Raw genomic sequence first — 15,722 nt, forward strand, 5'->3', positions numbered from 1 at the left:
TCGCCCTACCCAGAAGGATGTGCCTCCATGGATGGGCGAAACCACGAGCCTAACAATTCCGAGGCCCAAGGGGGAGGACGAAAGCCATCAGAATTACATCACCGCAGGTCAGCGAGCGAGACCCGCCAGGCGATCAGGCAGGGGATCCGCTGTCAGCGGGCGGTGCACTGCACCAGCTCGGCGCTGGTCCCGCGCGCCGTCGTGCGCACCTTGACGACCTCGTCGATACGCGTCCTGCCCTGGCCAACAGCGACATCCAGGCGTCCCACCTCGCTGCCGTCCTCGGAGCGGGAACGCAGCGTGCAGGTGCCGGTGGCGTCCGCGTTCTTGCGTACTTCCAGGTGCACCTGCACCTCGGTGTCGGACGTGACGCTGAACTTGATCACTTCGGCGCTGATCTTCTGTCCGGCGATGTAGTCGTATCCGAACCAGCCGATGATCCCGAGCAGTGCGACGCCAAGGCCCGCGCCCACGATCTTGAGCTTGCGGTCGGCACGGTCGTCAGCCGAGCGGCCGTAGCGGCCCTCCGGAAGCTGCTCGCGCACCGCGGCCATGACAATTCCTCTCGGGCTGGGCTCGGGATGGGGCTGCCGGAATTTTCCGTCCCCCGATTCGGTCACTATAGAAGCCGCCGTACGCGACGAATCATTGAGGATCGAGTCTTGACTGAGCAGCTGCGACTGATGGCCGTTCACGCCCACCCCGACGACGAGTCGAGCAAGGGCGCGGCCACGATGGCCAAGTATGTGTCCGAGGGGGTGGACGTGCTGGTCGTGACCTGCACGGGAGGCGAGCGTGGCTCCATCCTCAATCCCAAGCTCCAGGGGGACGCGTACATCGAGGAGCACATCCACGAAGTGCGCAAGAAGGAGATGGACGAGGCGCGCGAGATCCTCGGGGTGAGCCAGGAATGGCTCGGCTTCGTCGACTCCGGCCTGCCCGAGGGCGACCCGCTGCCGCCGCTTCCCGAGGGCTGTTTCGCCCTCGAGGACGTCGACGTGGCCGCCGGGCGACTGGTGAGGTCCATCCGTTCCTACCGCCCGCAGGTCATCACGACCTACGACGAGAACGGCGGGTACCCCCACCCCGACCACATCATGACCCACAAGATCTCGATGGTCGCCTTCGACGGCGCGGGGGACGCGGAGAAGTTCCCCGAGTCCGAGTTCGGGCCCGTCTGGCAGCCGCAGAAGCTCTACTACAACCAGGGCTTCAACCGGCCGCGCACGGTCGCGCTGCACGAGGCGCTGCTGGAGCGCGGCATGGAGTCGCCGTACGGGGAGTGGCTGGAGCGCTGGAAGGAGTTCCAGCGCGCCGAGCGCACGCTGACCACGTACGTACCGTGCGCGGACTTCTTCGAGATCCGCGACAAGGCGCTGATCGCGCACGCGACGCAGATCGACCCCGACGGCGGCTGGTTCCGGGTTCCGATGGACATCCAGAAGAAGGTCTGGCCGACCGAGGAGTACGAGCTGGCGAAGTCTCTGGTCGATACCTCCCTCCCCGAGGACGACCTCTTCGCGGGCATCCGCGAGAATGACTGATATGAGCGCAAGCGCAAACCTCGCACTGACGCATCTCGTCCCTCTGGCCAAGGAGGTCGACGACAACAAGGTCACGCCCGGTGTCCTGGGCTTTCTTGTCTTCGCGGCGCTGGCCGTGGGGGTGTGGCTGCTGATGAAGTCGATGAACCGGCACATGGGGAAGGTCAACTTCGAGGAGGCGCCGGATCCGAAGGGGGACGGGGCGTCCAAGGAATCCCGGGGGACGTCGGGCCCTGCGGCGGCGTGAGGCCGTGAGGGGGCGGGGGTGACGTGACGCCTGCGGCGGGCCTTGTCCCCGACCCGCCTCTTCCCGAACTGGGGGCAAGCCCCCAGACCCCGTATGCGACCTTCGGCCGCATGTCCTCAAACGCCGGGCAGGCTGAAAACTCAGCCTGCCCGGCGTTTGACGGCTACGTCGACGCCGTGACCGGGACGCCCATCACCTCGCGCGCGTGGCGGTTCGGAACCATTCCCAGGTGCCAGGCCTGCCAGCCGTCCTCCAGGTGGACGCCGCGCTCCAGCATCACCGCCAGCGCCTCCGCGCAGTCCTCCAGCTTGCCGTCGCGCGAGGAATGCGACGTACCCATCAGCTGAGCCAGCTCCTCCTGGGCCACCACCGTGCCGACCTCTATGCCGCCCGGCGACGCGAACGGCAGCAGCGTGCAGCGCAGGAAGCGTGCCCAGTCCGAGCCGCGGTCGTCCTGGTACGAGGCGAACAGCTCCGTCGCCTCGTCGCACAGCGCCAGCGCCTGCGCCGCGCGGTTGTTGCCCGCGTCGATCAGCGCCAGTTCCAGGCAGGTCCACGCCTCGCCGTGAGCCACCCCGATGCGGTGGAAGTCGGCGCGGGCGTCGACCAGGAGCTGGCGGGCGAAGCCGGAGTTACGGAGGTTGCCGGTCTGGGCCGCGCGCTGGTCGCGGGTGACGCGGCCCGAGTGGTGGCGGGCGCAGGCCAGACCGTAGACGTCACGCATCCGCGAGAACATCGTCCGGGCCCGCTCCAGCTCCCGTACCGCCTGGTCGCGGTCGCCGCCCTCCTCCAGCGCCTGGCCGAGGTAGTACAGCGTCCACGCCTCACCGCGCGCGTCCTCGTTGTCCCGGTGCCGGGAGAGCGCCTGGCGCAGCTGATCCACCGCGGGGGCCGGGTCGCCGTCCACCAGACGCGCCCTGGCCAGCTGGGTCAGCGCCCACGCCTCACCGCGGCCGTCACGGGTGCGGCCGTACAGATCCAGCGCCGTACGCAGCTCCGACTCGGCGCGCGGGACGTCGCCCATGCGCAGGCACACCTGTCCCAGCTGGAAATGCGTCCAGGCCTCGCCGTGGAGCGACTCGCCCTCCCGGTGCAGGGTCAGCGCCGTCGCCAGCAGGGTCAGCGCCTCCGCGAGATTGGCCCGGTCGCGCTCGACTGCGGCCAGCGCGTGCAGCGACCACGCCCGGTCCTCGGCCTGCTCGTCGGACGACTGCAGCTCGATCGCCTCGTGCAGCTTCGCCGCGGCCTCGGTGAGATTGCCCTGGTGGTGCAGGGTGATGCCGAGCGAGCAGAGCGCGAGGGCCGTACCCGAGTCGTTCTGCGCCTCCCGGTAGAGGCCCACGACGGACGAGAGGGTCGTACGGGCCTTGTCGAGCTCGCCGAGCTGACGGGCCGCGATGCCGGTACGCCAGCGTACGGAGCGCTCCAGCAGCCCCTGGTCCACCGCCTGCGAGAGCTCACTGATCTCGCCGAGGCGGTACAGGTCGCCGCGCAGCAGGCAGTAGTCGCACAGCGCGCCCAGCAGACCCAGCACCGTCTGCTGGTTCACGCCCTCCGCGTGCCGCAGCGCCGAGGTGATGAAGCTCGACTCGTCGTCCAGCCAGCGCAGCGCCGCGTCCAGCGAGGCGAAGCCGTGCGCCCCGAACTGGCCCGCCCGCGTGGACATCTTGCCGTCCACCATGCGGATCACGGCCCCGGCCAGGTCCGCGTAGTTCTGGATCAGCCGCTCCTGTGCGGCCGCCCGCTCCTTGGCCTCCTCCTCGTCGAGAAGCCTGGCCTGGGCGAAGGACCGTACGGCATCGTGCAGCCGGTAACGGCTGGCCCGCACATGGTCGATCAGGCCCGTCCTCGCGAGGTCCGACAGCAGCCGCTGCGCCTCCTGCTCGTCCGTGGCCAGCAGCGCGGCCGCCGCTGCCGCGCCCAGCGAGGCCCGTCCGGCCAGCGCGAGCCGGCGCAGCAGCCGCCGCGCCTGCTCGGACTGATCGGTGTAGCGCAGCCACAGCGCACGCTCGACCGGATCCACGGGACCGTAGGCGCCCAGGTCCGCCGCGAGCTGATGCGCGGTCCGGGGGCCGAGCGAGGAGCCCGCGATACGCAGCGCCAGCGGCAGACCGCCGCACAACTCCCGTACTGCGTCCGCCGATTGAGCGTCGTACGGACCGGACGAAGCCTCCTCGGCCGACGCCCGCAGCAGCTCCTCCGCGCCCGCCGGATCCAGCGCATCGACCGGCAGCTGGTGCACCCACGCCGGAATGTCGTCCGCCAGGTCGAGCGGCCTGCGCGCGGTCACCAGCACCAGACTGTCCGAACGCTCCGGCACCAGCGTGCGCACCTGCGCCGCATCGCTCGCGTCGTCCAGCACCACCGTCACCGGCAGGCCCGTCAGGTGCTGGTGATACAACTCGCTCAGCCGCCGCACCTGCTGCTCCGCCGAGGACCGCTCACGGAACAGCAACTGCTCGCGCGGCGCGCCCAGCCGGTTCAGCAGATGCAGCAGCGCGTCCCGCGTGGACAGCGGATCGGCGCTGTCGCCCCGCAGATCGACGACGCACGCGCCCCGGAACTGGTCCTTGAGATGGTGCGCGGCCCGCACGGCCAGAGTCGTACGCCCCGAACCCGCATCGCCGTAGAGCACCACGACCGTCGGCTTCGTCTCCGTCGAGGCGCGGGCCGCGTGCACCCACTGCGTGATCTGAGTCATCGCCTCCCGGCGGCCCGCGAACGGCCCTCCCCCAGAGCCTCCGGCCTGGGAGGTACCCCCACCGAGCTCCGGCAGATGCCCGAAGGACTGCTCCAGCACGGACCGCCTGCGTGCCGCCGCGCTGCGGTCCGCGCCCCGCAGCTGGGGCGCCACGGCGGGCTTCTTCGTCGCGGTACGGGTGGAGGAGGCCAGCATCCGCTGCTGGTCCAGGAAAGGGCGGATGCCCCGTACCTCCAGGGCCGTCAGCCACTGCAGCCGCAGCTGCTCGGCCCCGCCCGGCTGCCCGAGCGCACCGGCCCTGCGGTGCGCGGCCGGCCAGTGCGACGCGGTCACCTTGGCGACGGTCGTCGCCGCCCCGGCGACGGCGACGACTGCCCCGGCCCCGAGAGCGGTACCCGTGGCCGTGCCCAGCGCGACATCCGCGCCGATCGCCGCGATCGCCGCAACGGCCGTCACCAGCAAGGGAGTCGACACATTGCGCCGACTGAACCGCTCGGCCAGCGGCTGCTGCCCGGCCTCCGCCTCGGCCAGCGCCTGCTGGTACGCGGCGTACTCCTCGTCCGCGTTCGCCGCCATACCGTCCAGGGCGGCCCGCGCGCGTGCCAGCAGCACGGAGGAGTCCGCCCGCCCTCCCGAACGCCGTACCTCTTCCTCGACGGCGCGTACCAACAGCCGCTCGGCTTCCGCCCGATGGCTGTCCCGCATATGCGTCCCCCTCCGAAGCTCCGGTTCCGTTCCGGTACCGGTTCCGGCCCGTCTCGGGTTCCGGTTCCGTTCCGGCGACAAGTGTCCTGCGTACGGCGCGTCAGCGCGAGAGACTCTGACGATCATCCTCACCTGAGAGAGGATGAGTACATGCCGAACCGCCTCGCCCATGAGACTTCCCCCTACCTCTTGCAACACGCCGACAACCCGGTCGACTGGTGGCCGTGGTCGGGCGAGGCCTTCGAGGAGGCGCGCAAGCGCGGGGTGCCGGTGCTGCTGAGCGTCGGCTACTCGAGCTGCCACTGGTGTCATGTCATGGCTCACGAGTCCTTCGAGGACGACGAGACCGCGGCGTATGTGAACGAGCACTTCGTCCCGGTCAAGGTCGACCGCGAGGAGCGCCCCGACGTCGACGCCGTCTACATGGAGGCCGTGCAGGCCGCCACCGGGCAGGGCGGCTGGCCCATGACCGTCTTCCTCACCGCGGACGGTGAGCCCTTCTACTTCGGTACGTACTTCCCGCCCGAGCCGCGGCACGGCATGGCCTCCTTCCGGCAGATCCTCGAAGGCGTCGCCGCCGCCTGGGCCGAGCGGCGCGACGAGGTCGGTGAGGTCGCCGGGAAGATCGTCCGGGATCTGGCCGGGCGTTCGCTCGCGTACGGCGGGGAGGGTGTGCCCGGTGAGGAGGAGCTGGCGCAGGCGCTGCTCGGGCTTACCCGTGAGTACGACGAGCGGAGCGGCGGCTTCGGCGGCGCGCCCAAGTTCCCGCCGTCCATGGCTGTGGAGTTCCTGCTGCGCCACTACGCCCGGACCGGGTCCGACGGGGCGCTGCAGATGGCCGCCGAGACCTGTGCGGCGATGGCCCGCGGTGGGATCTACGACCAGCTCGGCGGGGGTTTTGCGCGGTATTCGGTGGACCGTGAGTGGGTGGTGCCGCACTTCGAGAAGATGCTCTACGACAACGCCCTGCTGTGCCGGGTGTACGCGCATCTGTGGCGGGCGACCGGTTCGGAGCTGGCCCGGCGGGTGGCGCTGGAGACCGCGGACTTCATGGTGCGGGAGCTGCGTACGGCCGAGGGCGGGTTCGCCTCGGCGCTGGACGCGGACAGCGATGACGGCACGGGCAGGCATGTCGAGGGCGCGTTCTATGTGTGGACGCCCCAGCAGCTGCGTGAGGTGCTGGGCGAGAATGACGGGCAGCGGGCCGTCGAGCTGTTCGGGGTGACGGAGGAGGGGACCTTCGAGGAGGGCGCGTCGGTCCTGCAACTCCCGGACGGCGAGGTGGATCCGTCGGTCAAGGAGCGGCTGCTCGCAGCGCGGGCGCTGCGGGCGCGTCCGGGGCGGGACGACAAGGTGGTCGCCGCGTGGAACGGTCTGGCGATCGCGGCGCTCGCCGAGGTGGGTGCGTACTTCGAGCGTCCGGATCTCGTCGAGCGGGCCACCGAGGCCGCCGATCTGTTGGTGCGGCTGCACATGGACAACGGCGCGCGGCTGGCCCGTACGTCCAAGGACGGCCGGCCCGGCGCGCACGCCGGGGTGCTTGAGGACTACGCGGATGTCGCCGAGGGCTTCCTGGCGCTCGCGGGTGTGACCGGGGAGGGGGTGTGGCTGGAGTTCGCGGGCTTCCTGCTGGACATCGTCATCGACCAGTTCGTGGCGGAGGGCGGGGCGTTGTACGACACGGCTCATGATGCCGAGCCGTTGATCCGCCGTCCGCAGGATCCGACGGACAACGCGACCCCGTCGGGCTGGACGGCGGCGGCCGGTGCCCTGCTTTCGTATGCGGCGCACACCGGCTCGGAGGCTCATCGCACGGCTGCGGAGGGCGCGTTGGGTGTGGTGAAGGCGCTCGGCCCGCGGGCGCCGCGCTTCATCGGCTGGGGGCTGGCGGTCGCGGAGGCGCTGCTCGACGGGCCGCGTGAGGTGGCCGTGGTCGGGCCCCAAGGCGACGCGGCGACGCGGGAGTTGCACCGTACGGCGCTGCTGGCGCAGGCTCCCGGCGCGGTGGTCGCGGTGGGCGAACAGGACAGTGAGGAGTTCCCGTTGCTGCGGGAGCGCCACCTGGTGGACGGCGGCCCGGCGGCGTACGTCTGCCGGAATTTCGCGTGCCGGATGCCCACGACGGACCCGGCTGAGCTTGCCGGGCAGCTCGGCGGCCGCTGAGGCCGACGGGGGCGCGGTGCGGTAGGCGCCTGCGGCGGGCCTTGTCCCCTACCCGCCCTCCCCCCAGACTCCGTCCGGGGGGACCCCCAACCTCCCCGTGTGCGACCTTCGGCCGCATGTCCTCAAACGCCGCACATCCAGCCTCGCCGGCGTTTGAGGCGCGGGGGTCTGGGGCGGAGCCCCCGAACGGGTCTGGGGCGGAGCCCCAGTTCAGGGAAGGGGCGGGGTAGGGGAACACCCCCGGTCAGAGCCGCAGCCCGCCCTGGATCGTCGTCAGCGCCCGGTCCAGCAGCGCGATCATGATGTCAACGCGGCGTCGGGTGCGGAAACGCCGAACGGCCCGTGGCGGGTGCCACGGGCCGTTCGGCGAAGGAGGTGCCGAGCGCGTCAGGAGTGCTGGTACGCCACCAGCGAGATCCCCACGTAGTGCACGACGAAAGCCGCGAGCGTGAAGGAGTGGAAGACCTCGTGGAAGCCGAACCACCGGGGGGAGGGGTTCGGCCGCTTCATTCCGTAGATCACGCCGCCCGCGCTGTAGAGCAGCCCGCCGACGATCACCAGGACAAGCACCGCGATCCCGCCGGCGCGCATGAAGTCGGGCAGGAAGAAGACGGCCGCCCAGCCCATCGCGATGTAGCAGGGGGTGTAGAGCCAGCGCGGGGCACCCACCCAGAAGACCCGGAAGGTGATGCCCGCCACGGCCGCCGCCCAGACCGCCCACAGCAGCGTCCGGCCGGTGGAAGCGGGGAGCAGGAGCATCGTCAGCGGCGTGTACGTGCCCGCGATGATCAGGAAGATATTGGCGTGGTCGAGGCGGCGCAGTACGGCCTCGCCGCGCGGGCCCCAGTTGCCGCGGTGGTAGAGCGCGCTCACCCCGAAGAGCAGGCACGCGGTGAAGACGTAGATCGCGCAGGCGACCCGGGCCTTGGTGGTGTCGGCCAGCGCCGTGAGCACGAGCCCGGCGACCAGGACGGCGGGAAACATCCCGGCGTGCAGCCAGCCGCGCAGCCGCGGTTTGTGCGGTGTGGGCTCTATGTCGGTCGCTTCCGGCACGGCAGAGGTCATGGCGTGGATGTTACCTACGCAACCGTAGGTAACGAGGCCGTCTGCGGGCCTCGTTACAAGCCTCACACCGCCATGGCCTAAACGCTCGGCGGGGGGTGGCGGGATTGCGAGTGGCGATGCTCACGTGAGAGGTCCTCTGGACATATGCGCACAGGGCACCGATGATCAGATGAGTGCGGTCGGCACCGGATGAGCGCCAGAAGAGCAAGGGACCGAAGCATCCGGGTCGCAGCCCCCACGGGGCATCAACCTTCATATCCCTCACTTAGGAGCGATCGTGGCGCGCGACATCGCGGCTCCCAGCACCGTCCCCAGCAACCACCAGGAGCTCATCTCCTGGGTCGACGAGATCGCAGCAATCACGCAGCCGGACAGCGTCGTCTGGTGTGACGGATCCGAGGCCGAGTACGAGCGCCTGTGCGAGGAGCTCGTCGCCAAGGGCACCTTCAAGAAGCTGGACCCGATCAAGCGCCCGAACTCCTACTACGCCGCGTCCGACCCGACCGACGTCGCGCGCGTCGAGGACCGCACCTTCATCTGCTCCGAGAAGGAGGAGGACGCGGGCCCGACGAACCACTGGAAGGCTCCCGCGGAGATGAAGGAGATCTTCGCCGGTGAGAAGGGCATCTTCCGCGGCTCGATGCGCGGCCGGACGATGTACGTGGTGCCGTTCTGCATGGGCCCGCTCGGCTCCGACCTCTCCGCGATAGGCGTCGAGATCACCGACTCCGCGTACGTCGCCGTCTCCATGCGCACGATGACCCGCATGGGACAGCCCGTCCTCGACGAGCTCGGCTCCGACGGCTTCTTCGTCAAGGCCGTGCACACGCTGGGCGCGCCCCTCGCCGAGGGCGAGCAGGACGTCCCCTGGCCCTGCAACTCCACCAAGTACATCTCGCACTTCCCCGAGACGCGCGAGATCTGGTCGTACGGCTCGGGCTACGGCGGCAACGCCCTGCTCGGCAAGAAGTGCTACGCGCTGCGCATCGCCTCCGTCATGGCGCGCGACGAGGGCTGGCTCGCCGAGCACATGCTGATCCTCAAGCTCACCCCGCCGCAGGGTGAGCCCAAGTACGTCACCGCGGCCTTCCCGAGCGCCTGCGGCAAGACCAACCTCGCCATGCTGGAGCCCACGATCTCCGGCTGGACCGTGGAGACCATCGGCGACGACATCGCCTGGATGCGCTTCGGCGAGGACGGCCGGCTGTACGCGATCAACCCCGAGGCGGGCTTCTTCGGCGTCGCGCCCGGCACCGGTGAGCACACCAACGCCAACGCCATGAAGACCATGTGGGGCAACTCCGTCTTCACCAACGTCGCACTGACCGACGACGGCGACGTGTGGTGGGAGGGCATGACTGAAGAGCTGCCCGCGCACCTCACCGACTGGAAGGGCAACGACTGGACGCCCCAGTCCGAGACCCCGGCCGCCCACCCCAACGCCCGCTTCACCGTCCCGGCCGGGCAGTGCCCGATCATCGCGCCGGAGTGGGAGGACCCGAAGGGTGTGCCGATCTCGGCGATCCTCTTCGGCGGCCGCCGCGCCAGCGCTGTCCCGCTGGTGACCGAGTCCTTCGACTGGCAGCACGGTGTCTTCCTCGGTGCGAACGTCGCCTCCGAGAAGACCGCCGCCGCCGAGGGCAAGGTCGGCGAGCTGCGCCGCGACCCGTTCGCGATGCTGCCGTTCTGCGGCTACAACATGGGCGACTACATGGGCCACTGGCTCAAGGTCGGCAAGAACGCGGACGCGTCCAAGCTGCCGAAGATCTACTACGTGAACTGGTTCCGCAAGAACGACGAGGGCAAGTTCGTCTGGCCCGGCTTCGGCGAGAACGGCCGCGTCCTGAAGTGGATCGTGGAGCGCCTGGCGGGCAAGGCCGAGGGCGTCGAGACGCCTATCGGCATCCTGCCGACGCGTGAGGCGCTCGACACGGACGGCCTTGATCTGCCCGAGGCGGACCTGGACTTCCTGCTCAAGGTCGACAAGGACGTCTGGCGCGAGGAGGCGGCGCTGATCCCCGAGCACCTCAACACCTTCGGTGACCACGCGCCGAAGGAGCTGTGGGACGAGTACCGCGCGCTGGTCTCGCGTCTCGGCTGAGTGCTCGGCGTCCACCTGAGGAAACGTCGCGGCGGGCCTGCCTGACATCCGCCCTGACCTGTGGGGTCAAACGACCCGCCGCGTCCCCGGCCCCCGGAGCCCCCTCACGGCTCCGGGGGCCGGACCTGTTTTTTTGCGCCTAGGGCCTGTCGTTTGGATCAGGCCGGATCAGTGAGCGGCCCGCCGCGGAGCGGCTGATGTCACTGTGGTGCGTGCGATCGCAGGCCGGAGGATGGGGTCCCCCCGCCGAAGGCAGGGGGAGAGCCGACGCGGAGCGTCGGCGACTGACGCAACGCGGCATGGGGGCACCTCCCGTGCCCGAAGGGCTACGGGGGAGTGCGTGCCAGGCCACGCGAACCCGGCAAGATCCGAACGACAGGCCCTAAACCGGCGCCGCTCTCGCGGACCTGGCTGGTCGCCGTCCGGGTTCCTCAATTGATGGTTGCGGCGACCAGAGGTCAGCGGCACGCGGTCACAGCCGCCGCGCCGGGATTCGTGGCGTGGATCGCGGTGACGCAGGTGGCGGTGACATAGGTGGCACCCGGTCCGTGCGCCTCCTCGGCACGCGGACCGGGGCCGTCAGTGGGCGCCTGCCGGTGCGAGGGCGGCGGAGTGCACGTCCATCCGCTCGGCCGCGAGGATCGCGGCGGCGGTGTCGGCGCGGGATGCCGCGACGACGAGGGCGCGGCCCGCGATGTCGTGGGCGCGGCGGTGGAGGACGCCGGTGTCGGCGGCGCTGAGGCCGGCGTGGCGGGCGGGCGGCGCGCCGCGCAGCCGGGCGACCTGCTCGGCGATGCGCTCGGCGGCCTCGTCGAGGCCCAGTTCGTCGGTCACGGCGAGGAGCGCGGACAGGTGGCCCGCGAGCTGGATGTCCAGCTCTTCCTCGCGACTGCGGTGCGGGTAGTCGGCCTGCGCGTCGGCCTGCATGCGATGGACCGACTTGGTGCGGATCGGCTCGTACATGGGATGGCCTCCTGCGTGGGTCGTCAGGAGACCATCCTAGCTTGGATTCCGTCTAAAGTTGAGCTGGATCCGGCAATCGGGCGAGATACCTCAGGGCTGGCTGTATCCGTCCAGGAACGTCCCGATCCGCGTCACCGCGTCCGCCAGCTCCTTCGCCGCGGGCAGCGTCACGATCCGGAAGTGATCGGGCTCCGGCCAGTTGAAGCCCGTACCGTGCACGACCATGATCTTTTCGGCGCGCAGCAGGTCGAGCACCATCTGGCGGTCGTCCTTGACTTTGTAGACCTTGGGGTCGAGCCGCGGGAACAGATACAGCGCACCCTTCGGCTTGACGCAGGTCACGCCCGGGATCTGGGTGAGCAGGTCGTACGCGACGTCCCGCTGCTCCAGGATCCGCCCGCCCGGCAGGACGAGGTCCTCGATCGACTGCCGGCCGCCCAGCGCGGTGGCGACCGCGTGCTGCGAGGGCATGTTCGCGCACAGGCGCATATTGGCGAGGATGGTCAGGCCCTCGATGTACGAGGCGGCATGCGCCTTCGGGCCGCAGACGGCCATCCAGCCGGAGCGGTACCCGGCGACCCGGTAGTTCTTCGACAGCCCGTTGAAGGTCAGGACCATCAGGTCCGGCGCGATCGCGGCGGTCGGCGTGTGCGTGGCGCCGTCGTAGAGGATCTTGTCGTAGATCTCGTCGGAGCAGACGATCAGGTTGTGCCGGCGGGCGATCTCGGTGAGGCCGCGGAGCATCTCCTCGCTGTACACCGCGCCCGTGGGGTTGTTCGGGTTGATGATCACGATCGCCTTGGTGCGGTCGGTGATCTTCCGCTCGATGTCCGCGAGATCGGGCATCCAGTCGGCCTGCTCGTCGCAGCGGTAGTGCACGGCGGTGCCGCCCGCGAGCGACACGCACGCGGTCCACAGCGGATAGTCCGGGGCAGGTACGAGCACCTCGTCGCCGTCGTCGAGCAGCGCCTGCATCGACATCTGGATCAGCTCGGAGGCGCCGTTGCCGAGGTAGATGTCCTCGACGTCGAGGTCGATGCCCTTGGTCTGGTAGTGCTGCATCACCGCGCGGCGTGCGGACAGCAGGCCCTTCGCGTCGCCGTAGCCGTGCGCGTCGCCGAGATTGCGGAGGATGTCCTCCAGGATCTCGGGCGGGCACTCGAAACCGAAGGCTGCGGGGTTGCCGGTGTTGAGCTTGAGGATGCGATGACCTGCTGCCTCAAGCCGCATCGCCTCCTCGAGGACCGGACCCCGGATTTCGTAACAGACGTTTGCGAGCTTCGTCGACTGGATCACCTGCATGCCCGTGAGCTTACGGGCGCGTAAAGCTGATCGCTTGGTGTTTACGGCCACCGGGGCGTGGCACGAATGTCCGCTTTTGTTGCATCGGCCGGTGGGAGCGCCCGCTTCCCTTCGAAAGGGCCACCGGCACGGTGCCTGCACCTGCGGATTGCGTTACGAGAGCGGCGAGCGGACGGGCCGGTGTTGTCCTCGTCACCTTGCCGACGACACCGGCTCCGCCCTGCGCGGCCCCGGTCGCCGGAGCCCGCCCCGGACGATCACTTCCGCGATCTCGGCTCAACTCTCTTAGCGGCACCCCCTACGGCGTAGGGATGCGAATCCCCCCTTCAGGCGGCGAGAGTTGCCGTACTCGACCCCAGCGCTGCCGTCTTCCTCTCCGCTACGACAACGAAGAGGTCGGCGTCCACTGGCCGTGCCCGGCGACGGTCTTGAGCTCGGCGAGACTCTGCAAGAGGGCGCTCTGCGCGAGCCGGTCAGTGAGCGATGGAGTCGATCAGTTCGCGTGCCCCTTGACGGAGCAGTGCAACGGCGACCGACGTTCCCAGGGTCGCGGGGTCGAGCGGGCCCGCCCACTCGTGGGCGTTCAGGACCCTCTTCCCGTCGGGGGCGAACACACACGCCCGCAGCGAAAGGTCGCCACTGCCCTCAGCGGTGGCGAATCCGGCGATCGGGCTGTTGCAGTGGCCCTGCAGCACGTGGAGCAGCATGCGCTCCGCTGTCACTTCTCGGTGCGTGTCCGGGTCGCCGAGGCCGCTGACCGTGTGGATCAGGTCCTGGTCGCCTTCGCGACACTGGAGGGCCAGGACGCCCGCACCGATCGGGGGGCACATGGCCTCGGTCGACAGAGTCTCGGTGATGACATCGGTGCGGCCGATGCGCTCCAGGCCGGAGACCGCCAGGAGCAGCGCGTCGGCTTCGCCCGCGGCGAGTTTGTCCAGGCGGCGGTTGGCGTTGCCGCGCATCGGTACGCACTCGAGCTGCGGGTGGGAGGCGGCGAGTTGCGCGATGCGGCGTACGGAGGAGGTGCCGATCCGGGTCCCGGCCGGAAGCTGATCGAGCGTGAGCCCCGCCGGGTGAATGAGGGCGTCGCGGATGTCGTCACGCTTGAGAAAGGCGGCGAACGTCGTGCCTGCGGGCAGCGGCCGGTCGGCGGGGACGTCCTTGACGCAATGCACTGCGAGGTCGGCCTCGCCGGCGAGCAACGCGGCGTCGACCTCCTTGGTGAAAGCGCCCTTCCCCTCGACCAGAGCCAGATCGCCCATCCATTTGTCCCCGGTGGTCTTGACCGGGACGACCTCGGTGACGATGCAGGGGTGGAGCGCGGCCAGTTCGGTCCGCACACGCTCCACTTGGGCGAGCGCCATCGGCGAGTCACGGGAGACGATGCGGATCAGCTCAGGGGCGGACATGGCATCCACCATAGAGCGTCACGTGCGCCCCAACGCCCAGTTCTCACGCCCATCTCGGTGTTGTCGCAAGGAGATTGCACGCCAGATTGCACGCAACCAGTCGTCCGGGACACCGAGCGACCCCCGCGGCCCCGGCCACCGCAAAGACAGCGGCCGGGGCAGAGAGCCTGCTCAGGACTCCTCGCATTCCTTCCAGGCGAGCCGGTAGACGGTGTTGATGTCACCGTCCGTCGAGTCCATCGTCATGAAACTGGTCGTTTTCTTGGGGTCCGATGTCCCGGCGTTCACACGCACTTCGGTGTTGATGTTGAAGTTGCGCTTCACTCCGCACGGTGCCCACACCAACTGACCCCATTCCGTGGAGTCCGATGCCTGCCAGTTGTCGTCAAGTGGCCCCTTGAAGGGGTGATTTCTGGCCGCCGTATCCGGCGAGCCCTGGAAGTAGTACGAGGCTTTCTGCATTGCCGTGGCACCGGACTGGAGGCTCGCGAAGCCCCGGTAGTCGGCGCTTGCCACCGCGTACGTGAAGCCCTGCGGGACATGGACGACCAGGTTGAGCTGGCAGTTCTTGCGGAAGTCGGTCGGGTTCGCGCCCACGCCCACTTTCGCGAGGTACTCGCTGTATGTCACGGTGAAGGCGGTGTTGTCCTCGGACACGGCCACCGCGGCGGACCCCGGGCGACAGCCCGATCCATTGACCGTTGCGATGTCGATCGTGATTTTGTCAGGGGGCGTGTGGTTGACCGCGGAAGCGTTCTGAGCAGCCAGCAGCGAAGCAAGAATTGCCGCTGTCGCGCCGCCCGCGAAAAGTGCACGGGACATGATTCTCCCATCGGGGAAATGTGAGGGGTTCATCCCGGAACAGGCCATGGCTAACCATGGACATGTCAACTCTTCAAACATTTCTTGGCACTTCTCGAAGAGCCGGATCGACCTGAATGGTAGGTACCGGCGGAACGGCTGGCTAGGGCCGTAATCGGCCAGCCGCACTCACGGCCGGCCCGCACGCAAAGGCGGCCCCGAGGTGAGCTCTCGCGCTCCTCGGGGCCGCTCGGTGCTGAATGTCAGTCGATGGCGCAGGTGTTGGCCATGGCCGGGTTGAGCAGGCCGATCAGCGTGGCCGTGTTGCCGCAGGCGATCAGGGGGACGTGAATCGGAACCTGAATCACGTTGCCGGACAGGACGCCGGGGGAACCGACGGCGGCGCCCTCCGCACCCGCGTCCGCCATGGCGGGGGCGGCGCCGCCCATGGCCATGATGACGCCCGCCACGACGGCTGCAGCCTTCTTGTGCTTCATCTGTGTGATCCTTTCAGCAGTGGTGCCCGTACGCAGGCGCGACCTTCGCGCGTTGCGCTGCCAGTTTCCTGTTCATGGGCACCGCCGCATGGACTGGTAACGATTGGATTCCCGCAAAGAAACCTCAATATGGCCGCCAGTTCGAGAAGTCACTCGGATGCCTCGCGGGCAGTTTATTAAACTGCCGAGTAGTTTCTTTGCGATAAGGCTCTTGCCGCTTCGCG

At 69.3% G+C, this 15,722-nt stretch carries 12 protein-coding genes; 4 read left to right on the forward strand and 8 right to left on the reverse strand.

The window, feature by feature from the left end; all coding sequences use genetic code 11:
• Nucleotides 1-152: 152 nt before the first annotated feature.
• On the reverse strand, nucleotides 153-554 hold the full coding sequence (locus tag OOK40_RS27220; protein WP_266486936.1) for a DUF4307 domain-containing protein: 402 nt from the start codon (nucleotides 552-554) through the stop codon (nucleotides 153-155).
• A 108-nt stretch (nucleotides 555-662) separates the two neighbouring features.
• Here OOK40_RS27220 and mca point away from each other — a divergent pair, with 108 nt between their 5' ends.
• Both mca and OOK40_RS27230 read left to right on the forward strand, forming a co-directional pair.
• Complete coding sequence (gene mca, locus OOK40_RS27225; RefSeq protein WP_266486938.1) at nucleotides 663-1,544, forward strand: mycothiol conjugate amidase Mca; 882 nt, start codon at nucleotides 663-665, stop codon at nucleotides 1,542-1,544.
• The gene (locus tag OOK40_RS27230; protein WP_266486940.1) at nucleotides 1,537-1,791 is read left to right on the forward strand and encodes a hypothetical protein; all 255 of its coding nucleotides are present in this window, start codon (nucleotides 1,537-1,539) and stop codon (nucleotides 1,789-1,791) included. The genes mca and OOK40_RS27230 overlap by 8 nt, the downstream gene beginning before the upstream one ends.
• A 163-nt stretch (nucleotides 1,792-1,954) precedes the next feature.
• Here the strand turns inward: OOK40_RS27230 and OOK40_RS27235 are convergent, their stop codons facing one another.
• Nucleotides 1,955-5,197, reverse strand: coding sequence for a tetratricopeptide repeat protein (locus tag OOK40_RS27235; RefSeq protein ID WP_266486941.1), 3,243 nt, complete (start codon nucleotides 5,195-5,197; stop codon nucleotides 1,955-1,957).
• A gap of 150 nt (nucleotides 5,198-5,347) precedes the next feature.
• Here OOK40_RS27235 and OOK40_RS27240 point away from each other — a divergent pair, with 150 nt between their 5' ends.
• A complete protein-coding gene (locus tag OOK40_RS27240) occupies nucleotides 5,348-7,360 on the forward strand; it encodes a thioredoxin domain-containing protein (protein WP_266486943.1) in 2,013 nt (670 codons plus the stop codon).
• A 387-nt stretch (nucleotides 7,361-7,747) separates the two neighbouring features.
• Here the strand turns inward: OOK40_RS27240 and OOK40_RS27245 are convergent, their stop codons facing one another.
• The gene (locus OOK40_RS27245) at nucleotides 7,748-8,425 is read right to left on the reverse strand and encodes a hemolysin III family protein (RefSeq protein ID WP_266486944.1); all 678 of its coding nucleotides are present in this window, start codon (nucleotides 8,423-8,425) and stop codon (nucleotides 7,748-7,750) included.
• 277 nt (nucleotides 8,426-8,702) lie between these two features.
• Between OOK40_RS27245 and OOK40_RS27250 the strand changes: the two genes are divergently transcribed.
• Complete coding sequence (locus OOK40_RS27250; RefSeq protein ID WP_266486946.1) at nucleotides 8,703-10,526, forward strand: phosphoenolpyruvate carboxykinase (GTP); 1,824 nt, start codon at nucleotides 8,703-8,705, stop codon at nucleotides 10,524-10,526.
• Between the two features lie 579 nt (nucleotides 10,527-11,105).
• On the opposite strand, the gene OOK40_RS27255 is transcribed toward OOK40_RS27250, so the two are convergent.
• The 5 genes from OOK40_RS27255 to OOK40_RS27275 form a co-directional block, all read right to left on the reverse strand.
• On the reverse strand, nucleotides 11,106-11,489 hold the full coding sequence (locus OOK40_RS27255) for a hypothetical protein (protein WP_266486948.1): 384 nt from the start codon (nucleotides 11,487-11,489) through the stop codon (nucleotides 11,106-11,108).
• Between the two features lie 90 nt (nucleotides 11,490-11,579).
• Entirely contained in the window at nucleotides 11,580-12,791 is a 1,212-nt protein-coding gene (locus tag OOK40_RS27260; protein WP_266486949.1) for a pyridoxal phosphate-dependent aminotransferase, read from the reverse strand.
• Nucleotides 12,792-13,264: 473 nt separating this feature from the next.
• Complete coding sequence (hemC, locus tag OOK40_RS27265) at nucleotides 13,265-14,200, reverse strand: hydroxymethylbilane synthase (protein ID WP_266486951.1); 936 nt, start codon at nucleotides 14,198-14,200, stop codon at nucleotides 13,265-13,267.
• Nucleotides 14,201-14,371: 171 nt separating this feature from the next.
• A complete protein-coding gene (locus OOK40_RS27270; RefSeq protein ID WP_266486952.1) occupies nucleotides 14,372-15,022 on the reverse strand; it encodes a DUF4360 domain-containing protein in 651 nt (216 codons plus the stop codon).
• Between the two features lie 242 nt (nucleotides 15,023-15,264).
• Entirely contained in the window at nucleotides 15,265-15,498 is a 234-nt protein-coding gene (locus OOK40_RS27275) for a chaplin (protein ID WP_323136122.1), read from the reverse strand.
• Nucleotides 15,499-15,722: the final 224 nt, after the last annotated feature.

The sequence above is a fragment of the Streptomyces sp. NBC_01481 genome, from assembly GCF_026339995.1.
GTDB lineage: Bacteria > Actinomycetota > Actinomycetes > Streptomycetales > Streptomycetaceae > Streptomyces.